This window comes from Variovorax paradoxus, from assembly GCF_022009635.1.
GTDB lineage: Bacteria > Pseudomonadota > Gammaproteobacteria > Burkholderiales > Burkholderiaceae_C > Variovorax.
Window position 1 is genome coordinate 2,828,460 of sequence record NZ_CP091716.1, and the last position, 20,234, is coordinate 2,848,693.

The 20,234-nt window shown below is 68.3% G+C and carries 17 protein-coding genes; 8 read left to right on the plus strand and 9 right to left on the minus strand.

What is annotated here, in order from left to right; genetic code table 11:
* Positions 1–10 precede the first annotated feature (10 nt).
* Both L3V85_RS13115 and L3V85_RS13120 read left to right on the plus strand, forming a co-directional pair.
* Positions 11–946 (plus strand): succinylglutamate desuccinylase/aspartoacylase domain-containing protein, encoded by a 936-nt coding sequence (locus L3V85_RS13115; protein WP_237679631.1) that lies wholly within the window; start codon positions 11–13, stop codon positions 944–946.
* Between the two features lie 16 nt (positions 947–962).
* A complete protein-coding gene (locus tag L3V85_RS13120) occupies positions 963–1,367 on the plus strand; it encodes a DoxX family protein (RefSeq protein WP_237679632.1) in 405 nt (134 codons plus the stop codon).
* A gap of 13 nt (positions 1,368–1,380) precedes the next feature.
* Here L3V85_RS13120 and L3V85_RS13125 read toward each other — a convergent pair whose 3' ends face one another.
* Genes L3V85_RS13125 through L3V85_RS13135 form a run of 3 tightly spaced genes read right to left on the minus strand, consistent with a single transcriptional unit; the run spans position 1,381 to position 3,838 of the window.
* Positions 1,381–2,271, minus strand: a complete 891-nt coding sequence (locus L3V85_RS13125; protein ID WP_237679633.1) for a restriction endonuclease — start codon at positions 2,269–2,271, stop codon at positions 1,381–1,383.
* Positions 2,272–2,326: 55 nt separating this feature from the next.
* The gene (locus L3V85_RS13130; RefSeq protein WP_237679634.1) at positions 2,327–3,247 is read right to left on the minus strand and encodes a M23 family metallopeptidase; all 921 of its coding nucleotides are present in this window, start codon (positions 3,245–3,247) and stop codon (positions 2,327–2,329) included.
* A gap of 39 nt (positions 3,248–3,286) precedes the next feature.
* Positions 3,287–3,838: a pseudouridine synthase gene (locus tag L3V85_RS13135; protein WP_237679635.1), complete on the minus strand. Its 552-nt coding sequence runs from the start codon at positions 3,836–3,838 to the stop codon at positions 3,287–3,289.
* An 86-nt stretch (positions 3,839–3,924) separates the two neighbouring features.
* Here L3V85_RS13135 and L3V85_RS13140 point away from each other — a divergent pair, with 86 nt between their 5' ends.
* Positions 3,925–4,242 (plus strand): hypothetical protein, encoded by a 318-nt coding sequence (locus L3V85_RS13140; RefSeq protein WP_237679636.1) that lies wholly within the window; start codon positions 3,925–3,927, stop codon positions 4,240–4,242.
* 57 nt (positions 4,243–4,299) lie between these two features.
* Here L3V85_RS13140 and L3V85_RS13145 read toward each other — a convergent pair whose 3' ends face one another.
* Positions 4,300–6,114 (minus strand): glutamine--tRNA ligase/YqeY domain fusion protein, encoded by a 1,815-nt coding sequence (locus tag L3V85_RS13145; protein ID WP_237679637.1) that lies wholly within the window; start codon positions 6,112–6,114, stop codon positions 4,300–4,302.
* Positions 6,115–6,261: 147 nt separating this feature from the next.
* Between L3V85_RS13145 and L3V85_RS13150 the strand changes: the two genes are divergently transcribed.
* Positions 6,262–6,609, plus strand: coding sequence for a hypothetical protein (locus L3V85_RS13150; RefSeq protein ID WP_081271540.1), 348 nt, complete (start codon positions 6,262–6,264; stop codon positions 6,607–6,609).
* Positions 6,610–6,691: 82 nt separating this feature from the next.
* Here the strand turns inward: L3V85_RS13150 and L3V85_RS13155 are convergent, their stop codons facing one another.
* The 5 genes from L3V85_RS13155 to L3V85_RS13175 are packed head-to-tail and all read right to left on the minus strand — an operon-like array spanning position 6,692 to position 10,577.
* The gene (locus L3V85_RS13155) at positions 6,692–7,528 is read right to left on the minus strand and encodes a LytR/AlgR family response regulator transcription factor (RefSeq protein WP_237679638.1); all 837 of its coding nucleotides are present in this window, start codon (positions 7,526–7,528) and stop codon (positions 6,692–6,694) included.
* Between the two features lie 9 nt (positions 7,529–7,537).
* Positions 7,538–8,551, minus strand: coding sequence for a sensor histidine kinase (locus L3V85_RS13160; RefSeq protein ID WP_414080230.1), 1,014 nt, complete (start codon positions 8,549–8,551; stop codon positions 7,538–7,540).
* A 56-nt stretch (positions 8,552–8,607) separates the two neighbouring features.
* On the minus strand, positions 8,608–8,907 hold the full coding sequence (locus L3V85_RS13165; protein WP_237679640.1) for a 2TM domain-containing protein: 300 nt from the start codon (positions 8,905–8,907) through the stop codon (positions 8,608–8,610).
* The gene (locus L3V85_RS13170; protein ID WP_237679641.1) at positions 8,904–9,860 is read right to left on the minus strand and encodes a sterol desaturase family protein; all 957 of its coding nucleotides are present in this window, start codon (positions 9,858–9,860) and stop codon (positions 8,904–8,906) included. Before L3V85_RS13170 ends, L3V85_RS13165 begins: the two co-directional genes overlap by 4 nt.
* A 39-nt stretch (positions 9,861–9,899) precedes the next feature.
* Positions 9,900–10,577, minus strand: coding sequence for a DUF6622 family protein (locus L3V85_RS13175; protein WP_423838545.1), 678 nt, complete (start codon positions 10,575–10,577; stop codon positions 9,900–9,902).
* Positions 10,578–10,823: 246 nt separating this feature from the next.
* Between L3V85_RS13175 and L3V85_RS13180 the strand changes: the two genes are divergently transcribed.
* Genes L3V85_RS13180 through L3V85_RS13195 form a run of 4 tightly spaced genes read left to right on the plus strand, consistent with a single transcriptional unit; the run spans position 10,824 to position 20,210 of the window.
* The gene (locus L3V85_RS13180) at positions 10,824–12,215 is read left to right on the plus strand and encodes an efflux RND transporter periplasmic adaptor subunit (protein ID WP_337250117.1); all 1,392 of its coding nucleotides are present in this window, start codon (positions 10,824–10,826) and stop codon (positions 12,213–12,215) included.
* 49 nt (positions 12,216–12,264) lie between these two features.
* Positions 12,265–15,381, plus strand: coding sequence for an efflux RND transporter permease subunit (locus tag L3V85_RS13185; RefSeq protein WP_237679643.1), 3,117 nt, complete (start codon positions 12,265–12,267; stop codon positions 15,379–15,381).
* A gap of 34 nt (positions 15,382–15,415) precedes the next feature.
* Positions 15,416–18,706, plus strand: a complete 3,291-nt coding sequence (locus L3V85_RS13190; protein WP_237679644.1) for an efflux RND transporter permease subunit — start codon at positions 15,416–15,418, stop codon at positions 18,704–18,706.
* A 10-nt stretch (positions 18,707–18,716) separates the two neighbouring features.
* Positions 18,717–20,210, plus strand: a complete 1,494-nt coding sequence (locus tag L3V85_RS13195) for an efflux transporter outer membrane subunit (RefSeq protein WP_237679645.1) — start codon at positions 18,717–18,719, stop codon at positions 20,208–20,210.
* Positions 20,211–20,234: the final 24 nt, after the last annotated feature.

Genomic DNA, 20,234 nt, shown 5'->3' on the forward strand with positions numbered 1-20,234 from the left:
CCACAACCCCATGACCCAACTGCCTCCCGCCCTCGAAGTCCTCCCCCGCGACCTCTCCGCCTACCGCAAGGGCAATGTCGGCATCGACTACGTGCACCGCTTCGAGTCCGGCAAGCCCGGCCCGCACGTGCTCATCAACGCGCTCACCCACGGCAACGAGATCTGCGGCATGACCGCCGCCACCCACCTGCTCGACAACGACGTGCGCCCGAAGATCGGCACGCTCACCGTGGCCTTCGCGAACATCGAGGCCTACGAGTCGTTCAAGGAAGAGGCGCCCTTCGACAGCCGCCAGATCGTGCACAACCTGAACCGCATCTGGTCGCCCGAGTGGCTCGACGGCAAGGAAGACAGCCCCGAGCTGCGCCGCGCGCGCATCCTGCGCCCCGTGGTGGAGGCGGCCGACCACATCCTCGACATCCACTCGACCAGCCAGCCGGTGGTGCCGTTCTGGGTGTACCCGGCGTTCGAGCGCAACGCCAAGGTCGCGCTGGCCATCGGCCGCCCGTCGGTGCACCTGGTGATGCCCGACGGCCTGGGCTCGGGCACGCCGCTGATCCAGTACGGCAGCCACGGCGGCCCGGACGGCAAGGGCGTGGCGATGGTGGTCGAGTGCGGCCAGCACTTCCTGCGCTCCGCGTCGGAACTCGCGACCGCCGTCACCTACGACTTCCTCGCGTACTTCGGCCTCGTCGACAAGGACCCGGCCACGCCGCCGCCCGAGCCGCAACGCCGCTTTCAGCTGCTGCAGACCTACGTCATCAAGTCGGAAGACTTCGCCTTCGTGCGCCCGCTGATCGGCTTCGAGACCTTCGCCAAGGGCGAGCTGATCGCGACCAATGGCGACGAAGAGATTCGCGCACTGTGCGACGACTGCACGATCTTCATGCCCGCGCAGCGCACGATCGTGGGGCGCGAGGCGGTGTACCTCACCAAGCCGCTCTGAGATCGATCGTCGCCAGATGACCACCGCCACGCCCGCCATGAATCGCTGGCGCGTGGCGGGCCTGGTCTTCGTCTTCCTGTGGTTCGCCATCGGTGGCGTCGCGCATTTCGTGGCGACAGAAGCCGAGATGCGCATCGTGCCGCCGTGGATTCCCTGGCCGCGCGAGACAGTGTGGGTGAGCGGCGTCTTCGAACTGCTGGGCGCGGCCGGGTTGCTGTGGCGGCCGACGCGGCGGGCAGCGGGCATCGGGCTCTTCCTGCTGACCCTGGCCGTGACGCCCGCGAATGTCTACATGCTGCAGCGGGCGGATTTGTTTGCGAACGTGCCTTATTGGGCGCTGGTGGCGAGGTTGCCTTTGCAGGTGATGTTGCTGGCGGTGATTGCGTGGAGTACGGCGCGGCCGAAGGCGCTTGGCAGATGAATCGCCCGGCGGACTACGCCGTTGCGACGGCCTTGGCCTTGGAAATCGTCCTGCCGCCGCACCGGCGATAGTTGGCGCAACCCCAGAAGCTGCCGTCGTTCTTTTTCGAATTCTTCTCGATCATCTTGGCGCCGCAGCTTGCACAGGTGGGGCGCCAGTACTCGCCTTCATAAGCGACCGCGAGCAGGGCCGCCTGCTGCTCCGGCGTGCGTTGGCTGATGAGCTTCAGCAACGCGGCGCCGTCTTGTGCGTGAATGCCGTTCGCCTTGGCGAACGCGATGGCATCGCCGGAAAAAGTGGAGCTCGTGACGTAGGTGCCGCTCTTCAGCTGGTGCGAGGCCATCACCCCGAAGAACTCTCGCATCTCCTTGACGCCGACCGTCTTGGTTTGCCAGTGTTTGCATTGGACGATGCGTGGCACATCGCTGTGCCTGGATTGGAGCCAGATGTCGATCCCGCCGTCCGCGCCGTGCGACTGGCTGCGCGTGGCGAAGCCCGCCTGCGCGTAAAGCGCTTCGCATACGGCCTCGAATCGGCGCCATTCGATGGCGGCAAGCACGGAGGGGCTCCACTGCGACTCCATCCTGGGAGCGGGCGCTGGAGTCATAGGGGGTTGCTGCGACGTTCTTGCTGGAGCAGGTCTGGCTGGCTCGACGGCAGCCGGTGTCGGCACCGCGCTGCGATTGGTGAGGTAGTTCAATGCGAGAAGCACGACCCCTATCGCCAATGCCGCCCAGCCCGCTGGACGAAGTGCCGAGCCCAGGGCTCCAGCGAACACGCCCTTCAGCAACAGGGGCAAGACGGTCAGCAGCAGGATGCCGATGAAGACCGCCGTCCACCCTTTGCCCGCAAGCTCGCGCCGGGCACGCTCACGGCGCCGCTCGGCTTTTGTTTTTCCAGCCATTGCTTGTCCTCGTCTCGCTCCAATGTCGGGCGAGTGTATGAGGAGTGCGGGAGTTTCAAGCCGCAATGAACAACGCCGGATCCACCATCGCCCGGTTCAGCATCACCGACCAATGCAGATGCGGCCCGGTCACCCGCCCGGTCGCGCCGACCGCGGCCAGTTTTTCCCCGGTCTTCAGCACGTCGCCGACCTTCACGTCGACCCGGCTCAGGTGGCAGTACATCGTGAGCAGGCCGCCGCCGTGGTCCAGCCACACGGTGCCGCCATTGAAGAAATAGTCGCCCGTGTCGATCACCTTGCCGGGCAGCGGCGCCAGCACCGGCGTGCCGGTGCCCGCCGCGATGTCCATGCCGCTGTGCGGATTGCGCGACTGGCCGTTGAACACCCGGCGCAGGCCGAACGAGCTGGAGCGGCGGCCGGGCACGGGCACGCGCATCTGCAGCGCTGCATCGGGGCCCATGTCGGTGAGCGTGGCCATCACGGTGGTGAGGTGCGCGCGCTCGCGTTCGTAGCGGGCCTGGTCTTCGGGGGACAGGTCGACGGTGCGCGGTGCGACCGTGAGGCGTTGTTCGCGGTACTGCTTCGGGGCAACGATGTAGGCGATCTGCTTTTCGGGGCGGCCTTCGGGGCGGACGGTGATGCCGGCTTCGCCCGGCTCGGCCGAAAGAGGAATGCCGACCAGCGCGGTCCATTCGATGGTGTCGCCCACCACGAGCAGGGGAACATCGCCTGCGAAGGCGGCGGGCCGCTTTGCAGCCGGGCCGAGCGACAGGCGGGCCACGCCGCCCGGCACCTGGGACGCATGCGGCCAGACGTCGGCCTGCGCGGGTGGCCGCGCTTTCTTCGACGTGCCGGTGGCGGCGTTGGCAACCTGCGAAGCGGGCATCGCCAGCAGGCCAAGGCTGCCGAGCAGGGCGCGGCGGCGATTCAACAGCATGGCGGACGGATGGTCGGAAAAGGCGAGATTGGTTGGCATGGGCAAATGTTCGATGAAGTTCTTTGATGAGGGGCGCGGTCAGCCGAGCCAGCTCCCCGGCGCCAGCCCTTCGAGCGTGTGCGGCCCGATGGCGGCGCGGATCAGCCGCAGCGTCGGCAACCCGACGGCCGCCGTCATGCGCCGCACCTGGCGGTTGCGCCCTTCGCGGATCGCCAGTTCCAGCCACGCGGTGGGAATGCTCTTGCGCTCCCGGATCGGGGGCTGGCGCTCCCAAACCTGCGGCGGCGGATCGAGCAGGCGCGCCCTGGCGGGGCGCGTGGGGCCGTCGTTGAGCTGCACGCCCGCGCGCAAGGCGGCGAGGGCCTCTTCGGTCGGCGTGCCTTCCACCTGCACCCAGTAGATCTTTTCCATCTTGAAGCGCGGATCGGCGATGCGCGCCTGCAGCTTGCCGTCGTCGGTGAGCAGCAGCAGGCCTTCGCTGTCGGCATCGAGCCGGCCGGCGACATAGACGCCGGGAATGTCGATGAAGTCTTTCAGGCCGCGCCAGCGGCCCTCGGGCGTGAACTGGCTGAGCACGCCATAAGGCTTGTTGAAACGGATCAGGCGGGAGGAAGGGCTCGGAAGGTTCATGAACCGACAGGATAGCCCGGGTCTGTCCTGCAACATTCGATGCGCCCGGCGGCTCCAATGGGTTCATCACCAAGGAGAACCCGGAAATGACGATGCGAAGCTCTATTCATCTCGCGTGCGTGGCGGCGACGGCGGGTTTTCTGATGGCCGCCTGCAGCAGCACGTCCTTGCGCGTCGGCGGCGCGCCCGATACGAGCGTCAAGAATTGCGTTGCCGCCGCCGCGCGCGAATTGCGCGTGCCTCCGGCGAGCATCGTGGTGGACAGCGGCTTCACGCCGCGCGACGGCGTCTACACGATCAACCTGAAGGTCGGGCCGCAAGCGCGTCCGGCCGTGTGCACCACCGACGAGAACAGCGCGGTGCTGGGCGTGGTCTACAAGCGGCTGGGAGCGACCGAACAATAAAAAAGCCGAGGCCCATGCAGGCCCCGGCTCTTTGGCGGGGATGGGCGCAGGAGCGCTTTACTTGCCCCAGCTGTCCCGCATTCCCGCCGCGCGGTTGAACACGGGCTTGCCTTCGATATCGCCCTTCGGGTCGCGCACGAAGTAGCCGTGCCGCTCGAACTGGATGCCGACGCCTGCCTCGGCCTTCGCCAGCGAAGGTTCGACGAAGGCCGAGCACACTTCCAGGCTGGTCTTGTTCAGTTCGTCCAGCAGTTCGCCGCCGCCGGGGTTGGCTTCGGCGAAGAGTCGCTCGTAGAGCCGCACTTCGGCCTGCACCGCATCGGCCGCGGCCACCCAGGTGATGTTGCCCTTGACCTTGATCGCGTCCGCGCCGGGCGTGCCGCTCTTGGTGTCGGGCACCAGCGTGGCCTGCACTTCAACGAGCTTGCCGTCAGCGTCCTTGGTGCCGCCGGTGCATTCGATGACGTGGCCGTACTTCAGCCGCACCTTGTTGCCGGGGAACAGGCGGAAGAAGCCCTTGGGCTGCACTTCTTCGTAGTCGGTGCGCTCGATCCACACTTCGCGCCCGAGCTTGAATTCGCGCTTGCCCATGTCGGGGTGGTGCGGATGCACGGGGGCGGAGCAGTCGTCGAGCGAATCGTCGCCGCCCATCAGCTCGCCCCAGTTGGTGATGACCAGCTTGACCGGGTCGAGCACGGCCATGGCGCGCGGGGCGACGGGGTCCATTGTTTCCCGCAACGCGGCCTCGAGGCCGGCGTAGGCTATCCAGCCGCCCGACTTGGTGGTGCCGCTGCGCTCGCAGAACAGGCGCAGCGCCTCGGGCGTGTAGCCGCGGCGGCGCAGGCCGGCGATGGTGGGCATGCGCGGGTCGTCCCAGCCGTCGACGTACTTCTCTTCGACCAGCTGGCGCAGCTTGCGCTTGCTGGTCATCACGTGGGTGACGTTGAGACGCGCGAATTCATATTGGCGCGGGTGCGGGCTGGCGACGAGGCCGCCTTCGGCGAGGCGGTCAAGCAGCCAGTCGTAGAAGGGGCGCTGGTCTTCGAATTCGAGCGTGCAGATGCTGTGGGTGATCTGCTCGAGCGCGTCTTCGATGGGGTGCGCGTAGGTGTACATCGGGTAGATGCACCACTTGTCGCCGGTGTTGTGGTGATGGGCACGGCGCACGCGGTACAGCGCGGGATCGCGCATGTTGATGTTGGTGCTGGCCATGTCGATCTTGGCGCGCAGGATGGCGGCGCCGTCGGCGACCTGGCCGTCGCGCATGGCACGGAAGCGCGCCAGGTTTTCCTCGGGCGTGCGGGTGCGGAAGGGGCTGTCGGTGCCGGGCGTGTTGAAGTCGCCGCGGTTCGCACGCACTTCGTCGGCGGTCTGCTCGTCCACGTAGGCCAGGCCGGCGCCGATGAGGTATTCGGCCGCCTCGTACATGAAGTCGAAGTAGTTGCTCGCGAAGTACTCGTGCTCCTGCAGCGTGCCGGGGGCGCTGGGGCGGTCGGCCAGGTAGGTTTCGTAGCCGAGCCACTTCACCGCGTCGCGGATGGAGTCGACGTATTCCTGGTCTTCCTTCTCGGGGTTGGTGTCGTCGAAGCGCAGGTGGCACACGCCGCCGTATTCCTTGGCCAGCTCGAAGTTGAGCCAGATGCTCTTGGCGTGGCCGATGTGCAGGTAGCCGTTGGGTTCGGGCGGAAAGCGCATGCGCACCTTGGCCGGATCGGCCATGCCCTGGGCGTGGTGGGCGGCGCTGCCGGGCGATCCGCCCCACTTGCGGCCTGCGTAGGCGCCCTGTGCGAGGTCGTTCTCGATCACGTGGCGCAGGAAATTGCTCGGTGCAGCGGTCGTTTTGGCGCCGTTTTTGTCGGTCGGGGAGGTCATTGCGGCATTCTAGAGGGCACCATTTGGGCGTTACCTTTGGCAACTCTCTTCACATTGCAGGGTGCACCCCCTTTGCATTTGCCGCGTTCAATACGTACATGGGCGGTTCAGACCCGAACGCAGCCCCCGAAACAAGGAGTCCACATCATGAGCCTCACACGTTCTACTTTCTTCAAATGGGCCGCCGCGGGTGTCGTGGCAGCCGGTGCACTGTTTGCGGCCACCTCGGCCAGCGCCCGCAGCGACGTGAGCTGGTCGATCGGTGTCGGCGTGCCAGGCGTGGCTGTCGGCGTGGGCAACCCGGGCTACTACCCGGCTCCGGCCCCGGTGTACGTGCCGCCGGCACCCGTCTACTACGCGCCGCCAGCCCCGGTTTACTACAACCCGCCGCCGGTGTATTACCGTCCGGCCCCGGTCTACTACGGCCCGCCGGCCTATTACGGCCCGCGCTATTACGGTCGTGGCTACTACCGCGGCCATGGCCACTGGCGTTAATTAGCCACGGTTTTCGTGACTGAATGAAAAAAGCCGGCTTCGCAAGAGCCGGCTTTTTCTTTGGGCGCGCCGCCCGCAAATTTCACATGGCGCGAAACAGATGGGCATAGAGGCGGCTGACCGGAATCTTCTCGGGCCGCCCGCGCAGTATCAGGTGCATCTTGCCGGCTTCGTCGCGGTGCACCGACTCGATGGCCGCGCTGCGCACCACCACCGCCCGGTGCACCTGCCAGAAGGTGTCGGCGTCGAGCTGGGGCAGCAGCTGCTTCAGCGGCGTGCGGATCAGGTATTCGTGCGTGGCGGTCAGCACGCGCAGGTATTTGTCCGCAGCCTCGAAATACAGAACCTCGTCGACGGGCACCATGCGCACGGTGCTGCCGCCGGCGTCGCTGGCGGCAATCATGCGCAGCGGGGCGGTGGGCGGCGCGACCGTTTCGGCGCCGGCGCCCGCGGCGGCCAGCACCTGGCGCCACTGGGCAAGCGTGCGTTCGAGCGCTTCGTCGGCGACGGCGGGCGTGGCTGAAGGCTGCGGGGCGGCCAGCGCCTGCCGCAGCCGGGCCACGGTCTTGCGCAGCCGCTCGGGCTGCACCGGCTTGAGCACGTAGTCGATGGCCTGGGCCTCGAAGGCGCGCGCGGCGTATTCGTCGTAGGCGGTGACGAACACCAGCTGCGGCATCGGCGCCTGGTCGGTCGGCCAGCAGTCGGCCAGTTCGGCGACGGCGCCCAGGCCGTCCAGGCCGGGCATGCGAATGTCGAAGAACAGCACCTGCGGCAGCAGGCGCAGCGCCTCGCGCACGGCGCTGCGGCCGTCGCCGGCGGTGGCGACCACCTGCAGTTCGGGCCAGGCGGCGGCCAGTTCGGCCTTGAGGGCTTGTGCGAGCAGGGGCTCGTCTTCGGCAATGAGGGCGGTCGGGGTCATCTTGGAATATCAGGCGGGCAGGGGGAAGTTCAGCGTCGCGCAGGTGCCGCCGGCACCCGTGGGCGCCAGCCGCAGGGCGCCTTGCGCGCCATACACCGTGGCCAGCCGCTCGCGCACCTGCTCGAGCCCGAAGCTGCTGCCTTCCGAGGGCGGCGCGGCATCGAGGCCCACGCCGGTGTCGCTCACTTCGATGACCAGTTGGCCGGCATCCTCGCGGGCGCGCACGGTGATTTCTCCGCCTTCCACCTTGGGCTCGAGCCCGTGGCGGATGCTGTTCTCGACCAGCGGCTGCAGCAGCAGCGGCGGCACGGGCGCGTCGCGCAGCGACTCGGGCAGCTCGAGCGTGTAGTGCAGCCGGTCGCCCATGCGCACCGACATCAGCTCCAGGTAGTCGGCCAGCCGCTCGAACTCGGCCGACAGCGGATGCGACAGCGCCCGCGAGCCGCTGAGGGTCATGCGCAGGTAGCTGTTGAGCCGGTCGAGCATGGCCACGGCGCGCGGCGGGTCGACGGTGATCAGCACCCGCAGGTTGGCCAGCGTGTTGAACAGCATGTGCGGCTCCAGCTGCGTCTCGAGCAGCTTCAGCCGTGCCTCGGTGGCGTTGCGCTGGGCCACCTCGATCTGGCTCTGCATGTGCTTGCTCTTGCCGAGGCTGTAGAAGAAGAAGCTCATGCCGATCGCCGCGATGATGGTGATCGTGATGCCGGTGGCCAGCTTGTGGCCCTTGAGGTCGAGGAAGTCGAAGGTCGGCGCGCCGACCCAGGCATCGCCGATGAGGTTGCCGACGAAGAAGCCGACGGCCACGCCCGCCGCGATCAGCAGCATGCCTCGCGGCCATTCGGGCCAGAGCGATTCGCGATGTCCGCTGAGCAGGAGCCGGCCGATGTCGATGAACAGCCAGGCCACGATGCCGATCGACATCGAATACACCATGTGGGCGACCCAGTTGCCGCCGCTGGTGATGCTCAGCAAGGTGGCGATGAGACAGTTGAAGACCGCGGTGATCAGCCCATGCCGCAGCATGGACTTCAGGTTCTCGGCGCTGAACTTGTTTTTTGCAGCAGCAGTCTGCTCCGCGCTCACCGGCGGTCCCCGGCGCCCAGCGCGCGGCGTTCGCGTTCCACCAGGCGTTCGTAGAAGCCGCCGCCGGACGCGACCATCCAGACCACCGCGCCGTGGATCAGCAGGCCCAGGCCCCAGCCCATGAGCGGGTACATGGCCCAGTTGCGGCCGTTGGCGGCCGAGATGGTCACCAGGCCGACGTTGACCAGCACGTAGACGACGGCGTGGATGTACCAGCCCATCTTGGCGCCGGCGCGGCGGCGGGCGAGGCGTTCGACATCGGAGTAGCGGGCGTTGTTGGGCGAGGAGGGATTCATGACAGCTCCTTGTTGTACTGGACGGGAATGAAATCGGGGGTGGCCAAGGGGGCCGCGGGCGCTGCCTGCAGGGCCGCGCGCTGCCGCAGTTCTTCCGTGGTGTCGCCGGGGCCGTCCGGCTTCCAGCCCGGCGGCTTCACGATGTAGCCCACGAAGGCCCGCACCGAGCGCGCCGAGGCCAGGTCGCGAAACAGCGAGCGCCAGTGCGTGAACTCGATCTCGAAGATGTTGTGCGAGGTGATCGGGTTCACCAGCCCGTAGCGGCAGGGCACGTCGGCGCGCTCCGGGATGTAGGTGCCGAACAGCCGGTCGAACACGATCAGCACGCCGCCGTAGTTGCCGTCCAGGTATTCGAGGTTCGACGCGTGGTGCACGCGGTGGGCCGAGGGCGTGTTCAGCACCCATTCGAGCGGGCCCAGGCGCGGAATCCAGGTCGCGTGAATCCAGAACTGGTACAGCAGGTTCAGCGTGAGCATCAGCAGGATCACCTTGGGCGGCATGCCCAGCAGCGGCGCCAGCATGAAGAACGCCAGCGTGCCGGTGAGGCGGCCGGTCCAGCCGAAGCGGTAGGCGGCCGACAGGTTCAGCTGGTTCGGCGAATGATGAATGGCGTGGGTGCACCAGAACCAGCGCACCCGGTGCGCCGCGCGGTGGTACCAGTAGTAGCAGAACTCCTGGCCGATGAAGCAGGCGGCCCAGCCGCTCCAGTGGTCCATCGGCAGCGTGAACAGGCGGTGGGCGTAGAACCAGTCCATGGCGCCGGTCCAGAAGGCCAGCGGCAGGAGCCAGCGCAGCGGGTATTCGCGCACCAGGAAGTCGACAACCGAGATGCCGGAGGCCTTCCAGTCGTAGCTGCGCCAGCCGTTGCGCAGGGAAAGCACCAGCGCTTCGGCGATGGAGGCGACGAGCACCACCGTGACGGAGATCTTGAGGATCAGCAAGAGCACGTTCATGGTGGCAGTTCCTGGAAGCTGGGGGCCGGATGCCGATTATTAGGCGGCGTGCACGCCCGCCGACATGGCGTCAGTACGGATGGCGAGCTTCCACAGGCGCACGGCGCGGGCCAGGAAGACGCCGGTGAAAGCGCCGTACAGCGTCGGCACCACGATGCCGAAGGCGGCCTGGTGGCCCAGCTCGGGGTGCATGGCCAGGGCCGCGCCCACGACGTACTTGGTCAGGAAGATGCCCATCATGAGCATCAGCGGCACCGGGCTGCCGGCCACGTGGAAGCGGCGCTCGGCGGCGTCGTAGCGGGTGGCGGCGGGCAGCGGGCGCTGCAGCACCAGCGCCAGCAGCACGGCCGCGGCGATGGCCCAGCCGAGCAGGGCGCCGACCGAGTCGCCGAAGACCGAGACCACGCCGTAAAGCGACAGGCCGCCCATGGCGACGGGCATCAGCGCGACCCGGGTCAGGCTCACGTTGTTGGCGAGCAGCTGCTTGCTGCCGAGCCAGAGCAGGAGGAAGAAAACGGCGAACACCCACTTGGGCGTGTGGAGGATGACTTGCATCAGCATGGTGGCGCTCCGTTGAAAGATGAAGAGAAGCTGAAGGGCGGGAGAAGAATCGATGGAGCGGACTTTGCCGGCCCCCGCCCTGGCCGGCCACCGGCGTGCGACGAAATGCCGGGCGGCGGCGCGAATTGCCGCAGGCGGGCGTGAACGGCGGCCCACGGGCGTTAGCTTTACCGCCGCTTTACGGCGCAGCAAACTCCGGGGCTACCATTCCGCGCTGTACTCTAGGCCGAACTTCGCACCCTTCGCACGCACAGTCCATGGAACAAGAAAAACCGACCGAGCCCCTGCCCGCCAACGTGTCTCCCACACATCCACCGGTGCGCAGGCGTCGCTGGGTAGGGGCATTGCTGACGCTGCTGCTGCTTGCAATCCTGGGAGGCGGTGCGTGGTATCTGATCCAGCGTGCGAAGACGCCGGCGGGTGCGCCTGGCGCGGCCCCGGGCGGCCGGCCGGGCGGCCCCGGCGGCGCGGGTGGTCCGGGCGCGCGGCGGTGGCGGCCCTGGTGGCCCCGGCGGCGCGGCCACCAGCACCGTGGGCATCGCGACGGCCAAGAAGGCCGACATTCCGGTGCAGCTGGAGGCGCTGGGCACGGTCACGCCGCTGGCCAACGTGGTGGTGCAGCCGCAGGTGTCGGGCGTGCTCACCGCGGTGCTCTTCCAGGAAGGGCAGATGGTCAAGAAGGGCGACGTGCTGGCCACCATCGACCCGCAGCCGTTCCAGAACGCACTGGCACAGGCCACCGGCGCACGCCAGCGCGACGAGGCCCAGTTGGCCGCCGCGCGCGTCACACTGTCGCGCTACCAGACACTGCTGGGCCAGGACTCCATCGCCCGGCAAGACGTCGACACCCAGGCCGCGCTGGTCAAGCAGCTCGAAGGCACCGTGGCCATCGACCGCGCCAACGAGAACACCGCCAAGCTCAATCTCACCTGGAGCCGCATCACCGCGCCGGTGAGCGGGCGCATCGGCCTGCGGCCGGTGGACGCGGGCAACTACATTTCCACCGGCGCCACCAACGGCATCGCGACCATCACCCAGATCACGCCGATCGACGTTGAGTTCGCCATTCCGCAAGACCGCGTGCCCGAAGTGCAGGACCGCCTGGCCCAGGGCGCGAAGCTGGACGCCACCGCCTTCGACCGCACGCGCACGCGCAGGCTCGCCACCGGCGCCTTTGCCACGCTCGACAACCTGGTCGACACCGCGACCGGCACCGTCAAGGCCAAGGCCCGCTTCTCCAATGCCGACAACACACTGTTCCCGAACCAGTTCGTCAACCTGCGGCTGCTGCTGCGCACCGTGGACAGCGCGGTGGTGGTGCCTGTGACGGCACTGCGCCACGGGCCCAACGGCGACTATGTATATGTGCTGAAGGACGACAGCACCGTGGCGCAGCGCACGGTGACGCGCGGCGAGGCCAGCGTCGACAACGTCGCGATCATGTCCGGCCTGACGGCGGGCGAGCAGGTCGTGACCGAGGGCGGCGACCGCCTGAAGGACGGCGCGCGGGTGCAGACCACGGTCGACCGGCCGGCGGCGCCGCCCGCGGGCGCGGCCTCCGGGGAGCGCCGCGGGCATCGCGGCAACGGCGAGCGCGGAAGCGGCCGGCGCGAAGGCGGCGCGGCGGGTGCCGGCGCTCCCTCCGGCGGCGCCGGCGCGGGTACCGGTGCTGAAGGCGCGGGCACGCGGCAGCGTCCATCGTCGTCCGACTCGTCCACGCCTTCCGTGCCTCCGCCCGCGCCCGCCGTGCAGCCGGGCACACCGCCCGCCGCGCCCGGCGGCACGATGCGCTGACACATAGCGCTTCAGAAACCAGCCAGACAGACCGCAAGCGCCGCGACCGATGAGTCCCTCACGCCCGTTCATTCTTCGACCGGTGGCGACCTCGCTGCTGATGGTGGCCATCGTGCTGGCCGGCCTGGTGGCGTTCCGCTTCCTGCCGCTGTCGGCCCTGCCGCAGGTCGACTACCCGACCATCCAGGTGCAGACGCTCTACCCCGGGGGCAGCCCCGAGGTCATGAGCAATACCGTCACCGCGCCGCTGGAGCGCCAGTTCGGCCAAATGTCGGGGCTGGACCGCATGAGCTCGACCAGCGCCGCCGGCGTGTCGATCATCACGCTGCAGTTCTCGCTCGGCCAGACGCTGGACGTGGCCGAGCAGGAAGTGCAGGCCGCCATCAACGCCGGCGGCTCGCTGCTGCCGGCCGACCTGCCGGCGCCGCCCGTGTACGCCAAGGTCAATCCGGCCGACGCGCCGGTGCTCACGCTGTCGATCACCTCCGACACGCTGCCGCTCACCGAAGTGCAGAACCTCGTGAACACCCGGCTCGCGCAGAAGATCAGCCAGGTCTCGGGCGTGGGGCTGGTGTCGCTCAGCGGCGGGCAGCGCCCGGCGGTGCGCATCCAGGCCAACACGCAGGCGCTGGCCACCAACGGCATCGGGCTGGACACGCTGCGCACCGCCATCGCCGCGGCCAATTCGAACGGCGCCAAGGGCAGCTTCGACGGCCCCAAGCGCGCCTACACCATCAACTCGAACGACCAGCTGCTCACGGTCGACGACTACAAGAACCTCATCGTCTCGTACAAGAACGGCGCGCCGATCCGCATGGTCGACGTGGCCCAGGTGGTCAACAGCGCCGAGAACACGCAGCTCAGCGCCTGGGCCGGCAGCAAGACCGAGAGCGGCACCAAGCTCATCCCGGCCATCATCATGAACGTGCAGCGCCAGCCCGGCGCCAACGTGATCGCCACGGTCGACGCCATCAAGGCGCAGCTGCCCGAGCTGCAGGCGGGCCTGCCCACCGGGCTGAACATTTCGGTGCTGAGCGACCGCACGGCCGGCATCCGCGCATCGGTGGAGCACGTCGAGATGGAACTGGTGCTGGCCGTGGTGCTGGTGGTGCTGGTGATCTTCGCCTTCCTGGGAAGCCTGCGCGCCACCGTCATCGCGAGCATCGCGGTGCCCATCTCGCTCATCGGCACCTTCGGGCTGATGTACCTGCTGGGCTACAGCCTGAACAACCTGAGCCTGATGGCGCTGACCATCGCCACCGGCTTCGTGGTGGACGACGCGATCGTCATGATCGAGAACATCGCGCGCTACATAGAAGAAGGCGAAAAGCCGCTGCAGGCCGCCTTCAAGGGCGCCACGCAGATCGGCTTCACCATCATCTCGCTGACGGTGTCGCTCATCGCGGTGCTGATTCCGCTGCTGTTCATGGGCGACGTGGTGGGCCGGCTGTTCCGCGAGTTCGCGGTGACGCTGGCCATCACCATCCTCATTTCCGCGGTGGTGTCGCTCACGCTGGTGCCGATGATGTCGGCGCGCTGGCTCAAGCACGAGCCCAAGCGCGACACCGGCGGCAGCGGCTTCGGCGCGCGCGCGCAGCGCTTCTTCGACGGCGTGATGGTGCGCTACGACCGCTCGCTGCACTGGGTGATCGACCACCAGCCGCTCACGCTGCTGGTCGCGCTGCTCACCATGGTGCTCACGGTGGTGCTGTACCTCACGATTCCCAAGGGCCTGTTTCCGACGCAGGACACCGGCCAGCTGCAGGCCCGCATCCAGGCCGCGCAGGACGTGTCCTTCGACCGCATGTCGCAGCTGCAGCAGGAGGCGGCGCACGCGATCCTCGAGGACCCCGAGGTCGAGAACCTCAGCTCCTTCGTGGGCGTGGACGCTGCCAACAACACCATGCTGCACACCGGCAGCATGCTGATCAACCTCAAGAAGGGCCACGGCGACCAGCAGAAGATCATGGACCGTCTGCGCGAGCACGTGCACGGCGTGGCCGGCGTCACGCTCTACCTGCAGCCCACCCAAGACCTGACCATCGACGCCGAGACCGGCCCGACGGAATACCGCGTGTCGCTCGAAGGCGTGGACAGCGCCGCCATCACCGCGTGGATGAAGAAGCTGGTGGCGCGGCTGCAGGACTCGGACAAGGTGCGCAACGTGAGCAGCGACGCGGGCGCGCAGGGCCTGGCGGCCTTCGTGAACGTGAACCGCGACACCGCGGCGCGCCTGTCGATCACCGCGAGCACGGTGGACGACGCGCTCTACAGCGCCTTCGGCCAGCGCATCGTCTCGACCATCTTCACCGAGACCAACCAGTACCGCGTGATCCTCGAGGCCATGCCCGGCATGGTGAACACGCCGCAGACGCTGGGCCAGCTCAGCCTGATTGCCGGCTCGGGCACGGCCACGCCGCTGTCGGCCATTGCCAACATCAGCGAGCAGCAGGCGCCGCTGCAGATCACGCACGTGGCGCAGTACCCGGCCAGCACGCTGAATTTCGACACCGCCCCGGGCGTGTCGCTCGGCTCCTCGGTCGACGCCATCCGCGCCGCGGCCAAGGAAATCGGCCTGCCCAGCAGCATCACCATGACCTTCCTGGGTGCTTCGGGCGCCTACGAGAAGTCGCTGTCGAACCAGCTCTGGCTCATTCTGGCGGCGGTGGTGTGCGTGTACATCGTGCTGGGCGTGCTGTACGAAAGCTACGTGCACCCGCTCACCATCTTGTCGACGCTGCCCTCGGCCGGCGTGGGCGCGCTGCTGGCGCTCATGATCACCGGCAACGACCTGGGGGTGATCGGCATCATCGGCATCATCCTGCTGATCGGCATCGTCAAGAAGAACGCGATCATGATGATCGACTTCGCCATCGACGCCGAGCGCAACCAGGGCAAGTCGGCGCGCGAGGCCATCCACCAGGCGGCGCTGCTGCGCTTCCGGCCCATCCTGATGACCACGCTGGCTGCGCTCTTCGCAGCCGTGCCGCTGATGCTGAGCTTCGGCGACGGCGCCGAGCTGCGGCGCCCGCTGGGCCTGGCCATCTTCGGCGGCCTGATCGTGAGCCAGTTGCTGACGCTGTTCACCACGCCGGTGATCTACCTCGCATTCGACCGGCTGGGCGGTGGAACCACCCGGCGCATGGTCGAGGAGGAGGCGGTTTGACGTTGCGCGCCGTCGAATCCTCGGGGGCCGGGCGATGAATCTCTCGCTGCCCTTCGTTCGCCGCCCCATCGGCACGGTGCTGCTGACCATCGGCGTGGCGCTGGCCGGCATCGCCGCCTTCTTCGTGCTGCCGGTGTCGCCGCTGCCGCAGGTCGACTATCCGGTCATTTCCGTCAGCGCCGCGATTCCGGGCGCGAGCCCCGAGACCATGGCCACCAGCGTGGCCACGCCGCTGGAGCGGCACCTGGGCACCATCGCGGGCGTCAACGAGATGACCTCGACCAGCTCGGTCGGCACCTCGCGCGTCACGCTGCAGTTCGACCTGAGCCGCGACATCAACGGCGCCGCGCGCGAAGTGCAGGCCGCCATCAGCGCCAGCCGGGTCGACCTGCCCGCCACGCTGCGCAGCAACCCGACCTACCGCAAGGCGAACCCGGCCTCGTCGCCGGTGATCATCCTGGCGCTCACCTCCAAGACCAAGACGCCGGGCCAGATCTACGACGCGGTCTCCAACATCGTGAGCCAGCGGCTGTCGCAGGTGGACGGCGTGGGCGACGTGGAAATCGGCGGCGGCTCGCTGCCCGCGGTGCGCATCGAGCTGCTGCCGTTCGCGCTCAGCCGCTACGGCATCAGCACCGACGACGTGCGCGCCGCCATCCAGGCTTCCAACGCCAACCGGCCCAAGGGCATGGTGCAGGGCGAGGGCCGCAAGCTGCAGATCTACACCCAGACGCCGGCCCTGCGCGCCAGCGACTACGCCCCCATGGTCATCGCCTGGCGCAACGGCGCGGCGGTGCGGCTGCAGGACGTGGCCGAGGTGCTCGACGGCGTGGAAGACACGCGCACGCTGGGCCTGTTCAACGGCGAGCCGGCGATCATCGTGCTGATCACGCGGCAGCCCTCGGCCAACATCATCGAAACCGTCGACAGCGTGCGCGCGCTGCTGCCCGAGCTGCAGGCGCAGCTGCCGCCCGACGTGACGCTGCAGGTGGCGTCGGACAGCACCAATTCCATCCGCGGCTCGCTGCGCGAGGTCGAGTTCACGCTGGTCATCTCCGTCATCCTGGTGGTGCTGGTGGTCAGCCTGTTCCTGCGCAGCGCGCGCGCGACCATCGTGCCGGCGGTGGCCACGGTGGCGGCGCTGCTGGGCACGTTCGGGGTGATGTACCTGCTGGGCTTCAGCCTCAACAACCTGAGCCTGATGGCGCTCACGGTGGCCACCGGCTTCGTGGTGGACGACGCCATCGTGGTGTTGGAAAACACCAGCCGCCATATCGAGTCGGGCATGACGCGCATGAAGGCGGCCTTGCTGGGCGCCAAGGAAGTCGGCTTCACCGTGCTGTCGATCAGCGTGTCGCTGGTGGCAGTGTTCATTCCGCTGCTGTTCATGGGCGGGCAGGTGGGGCGGCTGTTCCGCGAATTCGCGGTCACGCTGTCGGCGGCGGTGATGATCTCGCTGGTCATCTCGCTGACCACCACGCCCATGATGTGCGCCTGGATGCTCAAGCCCGGCGGCGAGCACGACAAGAACAAGCCGCAAGGCCGCTTCGGGCGCATGGCCGCGCGCAGCTACGACTGGGTGCTCAAGCGCTACGAGAACAGCCTCGACTGGGCGCTGGACAGCAAGGGGCTGGTCATGCTGATCCTGGTGGCGGTGGTGGGGCTCAACGTGTACCTGTTCAGCGCCGCGCCCAAGGGCTTCTTCCCGCAGCAGGACAGCGGCCAGCTCAACGGCGGCCTGCGCGCCGACCAGAGCATTTCGTCCAAGGCCATGGCCGCCAAGCTGCGCGAGGTGGTCGACATCATCCGCGCCGACGAGGCGGTCGACACCGTGGTCGGCTTCACCGGCGGCAGCCGGGCAGGGGGCGGCTTCATGTTCGTCAACCTGAAGCCCGCCAGCCAGCGCAAGGACAGCGGCCTGGCCGTGATCGCGCGGCTGCGGCCCAAGCTCAATGCGGTGGCCGGCCTGCGCGTGTTCCTGGGCACGGTGCAGGACGTGCGCTCGGGCGGCCGCTCAAGCAACTCGACCTACCAGTACACGCTCAAGAGCGACAACCTGGCCGACCTGCGCACCTGGGCTTCCAAGCTGGCCGACGAAATGAAGCTGCAGCCGGTGCTGACCGACATCGACACCGACCAGACCGAGAACGGCGTCGAGACGATGGCGAACGTGGACAAGAACACCGCGAACCGGCTCGGCATAACTTCCACCGCGGTGGACAACGCGCTGTACAACGCCTTCGGCCAGCGGCAGGTGGCGACCATCTACACAGAGCTCAACCAGTACCACGTGGTCATGGAATGGGCGCCGCGCTACACGCTCAGCCCCAATGCACTGAGCGACGTGTACGTGCCCGCCACCAAGACGACGGTGGTGGCGGGGCAGGCGGTGACCACGCAGGTCGCGGCGCCGACCACCACCGCCAATTCGGCGCTGTCGGCCAGCAAGACCGCAGCGGGTTCCACCGCGGCGAGTTCGTCCAGCACCGCTGTTCCGGTCTCGGCCAACCCCGCGCTGCGCAATGCGTCTTCAGGCAATGTGCTGAGCAACACGGCCACGTCTTTGGTGCCGTTGTCCGCGGTGGCCAAGTTCTACGAAAACTCGGTGGCGACCTCGGTCAGCCACCAGGACGGCGAACTGGCGACCACCGTCTCGTTCAACCTGGTGGAAGGCGCCAACCTGGGCGACGCGCGCGAGGCCATCGCCAAGGCCGAGGCCAACATCGCCATGCCGACCAACGTGCGCGGCGCGTTCGCGGGCACGGCGGCGAGCGCGCAGCAATCGCAGAGCCAGCAAGCCATGCTGATTCTGGCGGCGCTGGTCGTCATCTACATCGTGCTCGGCATCCTGTACGAAAGCCTGGTGCACCCGATCACCGTGCTGTCGACGCTGCCCTCGGCCGGCGTGGGCGCGGTGCTGGCGCTGCTGATGTTCCGCATGGAGTTCTCGATCATTGCGCTGATCGGCGTGTTCCTGCTGATCGGCATCGTCAAGAAGAACGCCATCCTGATCATCGACTTCGCGCTGGAGGCCGAGCGCTCGCGCGGCCTGAGCCCGCTGGAGGCGGTGCGCGAGGCCTGCCTGCTGCGCTTCCGCCCGATCCTGATGACCACCATGGCCGCCGCGCTCGGCGCGCTGCCGCTGGCCATCGGCTTCGGCGAGGGCGCCGAGCTGCGCCGGCCGCTGGGCGTGGCCATCATCGGCGGGCTGATCGCCAGCCAGATGCTGACCCTGCTGACCACGCCGGTGGTCTACCTGCTGCTGGACAAGCTGCGCCGCCGCGGCGCCAATGAACACGAACTGAGCCGTGCCACGACCGCCTGAGACCATCGCCATGAACGCACTGCTTCCTTCTTCTTCTCTTCGTGCGCCGGGGCGCCTTTCGCTTTCGGCGCTGGCGCTGGCCGCGCTGCTCGCGGGCTGCTCGGTCGGCCCGCTCTATCACCAGCCCGTGACCGCGCTGCCGAACAACTGGAAAGAGCAGAAGGCCGCCGAAGGCTGGCTGCCCGCCGCGCCGGCCGACGCGCTGGACCGCGGCGAGTGGTGGAAGCTGTTCGGCGACCCGACGCTCGACGAACTGGCCTCGCGCGTACAGGTGTCGAACCAGAACATCGCCGCCGCAGTTGCCAACTACGCCAATGCACAGGCGCTGGTGCGCGGGCAGCGCGCGGCGCTGTTCCCGCAGGTGTCGCTCAACGGCTCCGGCAAGCGCTCGGACACCGGCAGCACCAGCCCCTCGAACGCGTTTGCCGCCACGCTGGACGCGACCTGGGCGCCCGACGTCTGGGGGCGGCTGCGCGAATCGGTGAACAGCGCCTCGGCCAATGCGCAGGCCAGCGAGGCCGACCTGGCGTCGGCGCGCCTGTCGGCCATCGGCACCATGGCGACCAACTACCTTTCGCTGCGCGAAGCCGATGTGGAAATCGGGCTGCTCGACCAGACCATCGAGGGCTACGAGCGTGCCTACACCATCACCAGCAACCGCTACAAGGCCGCCATCGCCGCGCAGTCGGACGTGCTGCAGGCGCAAAGCCAACTGGCCACGGCTCGCGCCACGCGCCTGACGCTGGTGCGCAACCGCGCCACCTTCGAGCACGCCATCGCGGTGCTGGTGGGCGCGGTGCCGGCCGATTTCAGCCTGCCGCCCGCGGCCTGGAAGCAGACGGTGCCCGGCATTCCGACCGGCGTGCCCTCGACCCTGCTGCAGCGCCGGCCCGACATCGCGGCGGCCGAGCGCTCGGTGGCCTCGGCCAATTCGCAGATCGGCATCGCGCGCTCGGCCTATTTCCCGAGCTTCAACCTGAATGCGGCGATCGGCAGCAGCGCCAGCCGGGTCGGCGACCTCTTCAGCGCGCCGAACTCGCTCTGGTCGCTGGGCCTCTCGGCGGCGCAGGTGGTGTTCGACGCGGGCGCCATCTCGGCCAGCGTCGACGCGGCCAAGGCCAGCTACGACGCCAGCGTGGCGCGCTATCGCCAGACCGTGCTCGCCGCGTTCCAGGGCGTGGAAGACCAGCTCACCGCCGGCGCCACGCTGGCGCAGCAGGAGGGCATGTACCGCGAGGCCTCCGAGGCCGCGGACAAGACCGAGCAGATCCTGCTCAATCAGTACCGCTCGGCGCTGGTGGCCTACACCGACGTGGTCACGGCCCAGGTGGCCGCGCTGAACGCGCGGCGCACGCTGGTGCAGGTGCAGCTCAACCGGCAGATCGCCGCGGTATCGCTGATCCAGGCGCTGGGCGGCGGCTGGCAGGCGGGCTGGATGGAAGGCGGCGTGCAGCCGGAGCCGGCGCAGCCCGCCACCTCACCCACGCCAACCATCAGGCCGTGAGCGCCTGAGGGCCCGGCCACCGCT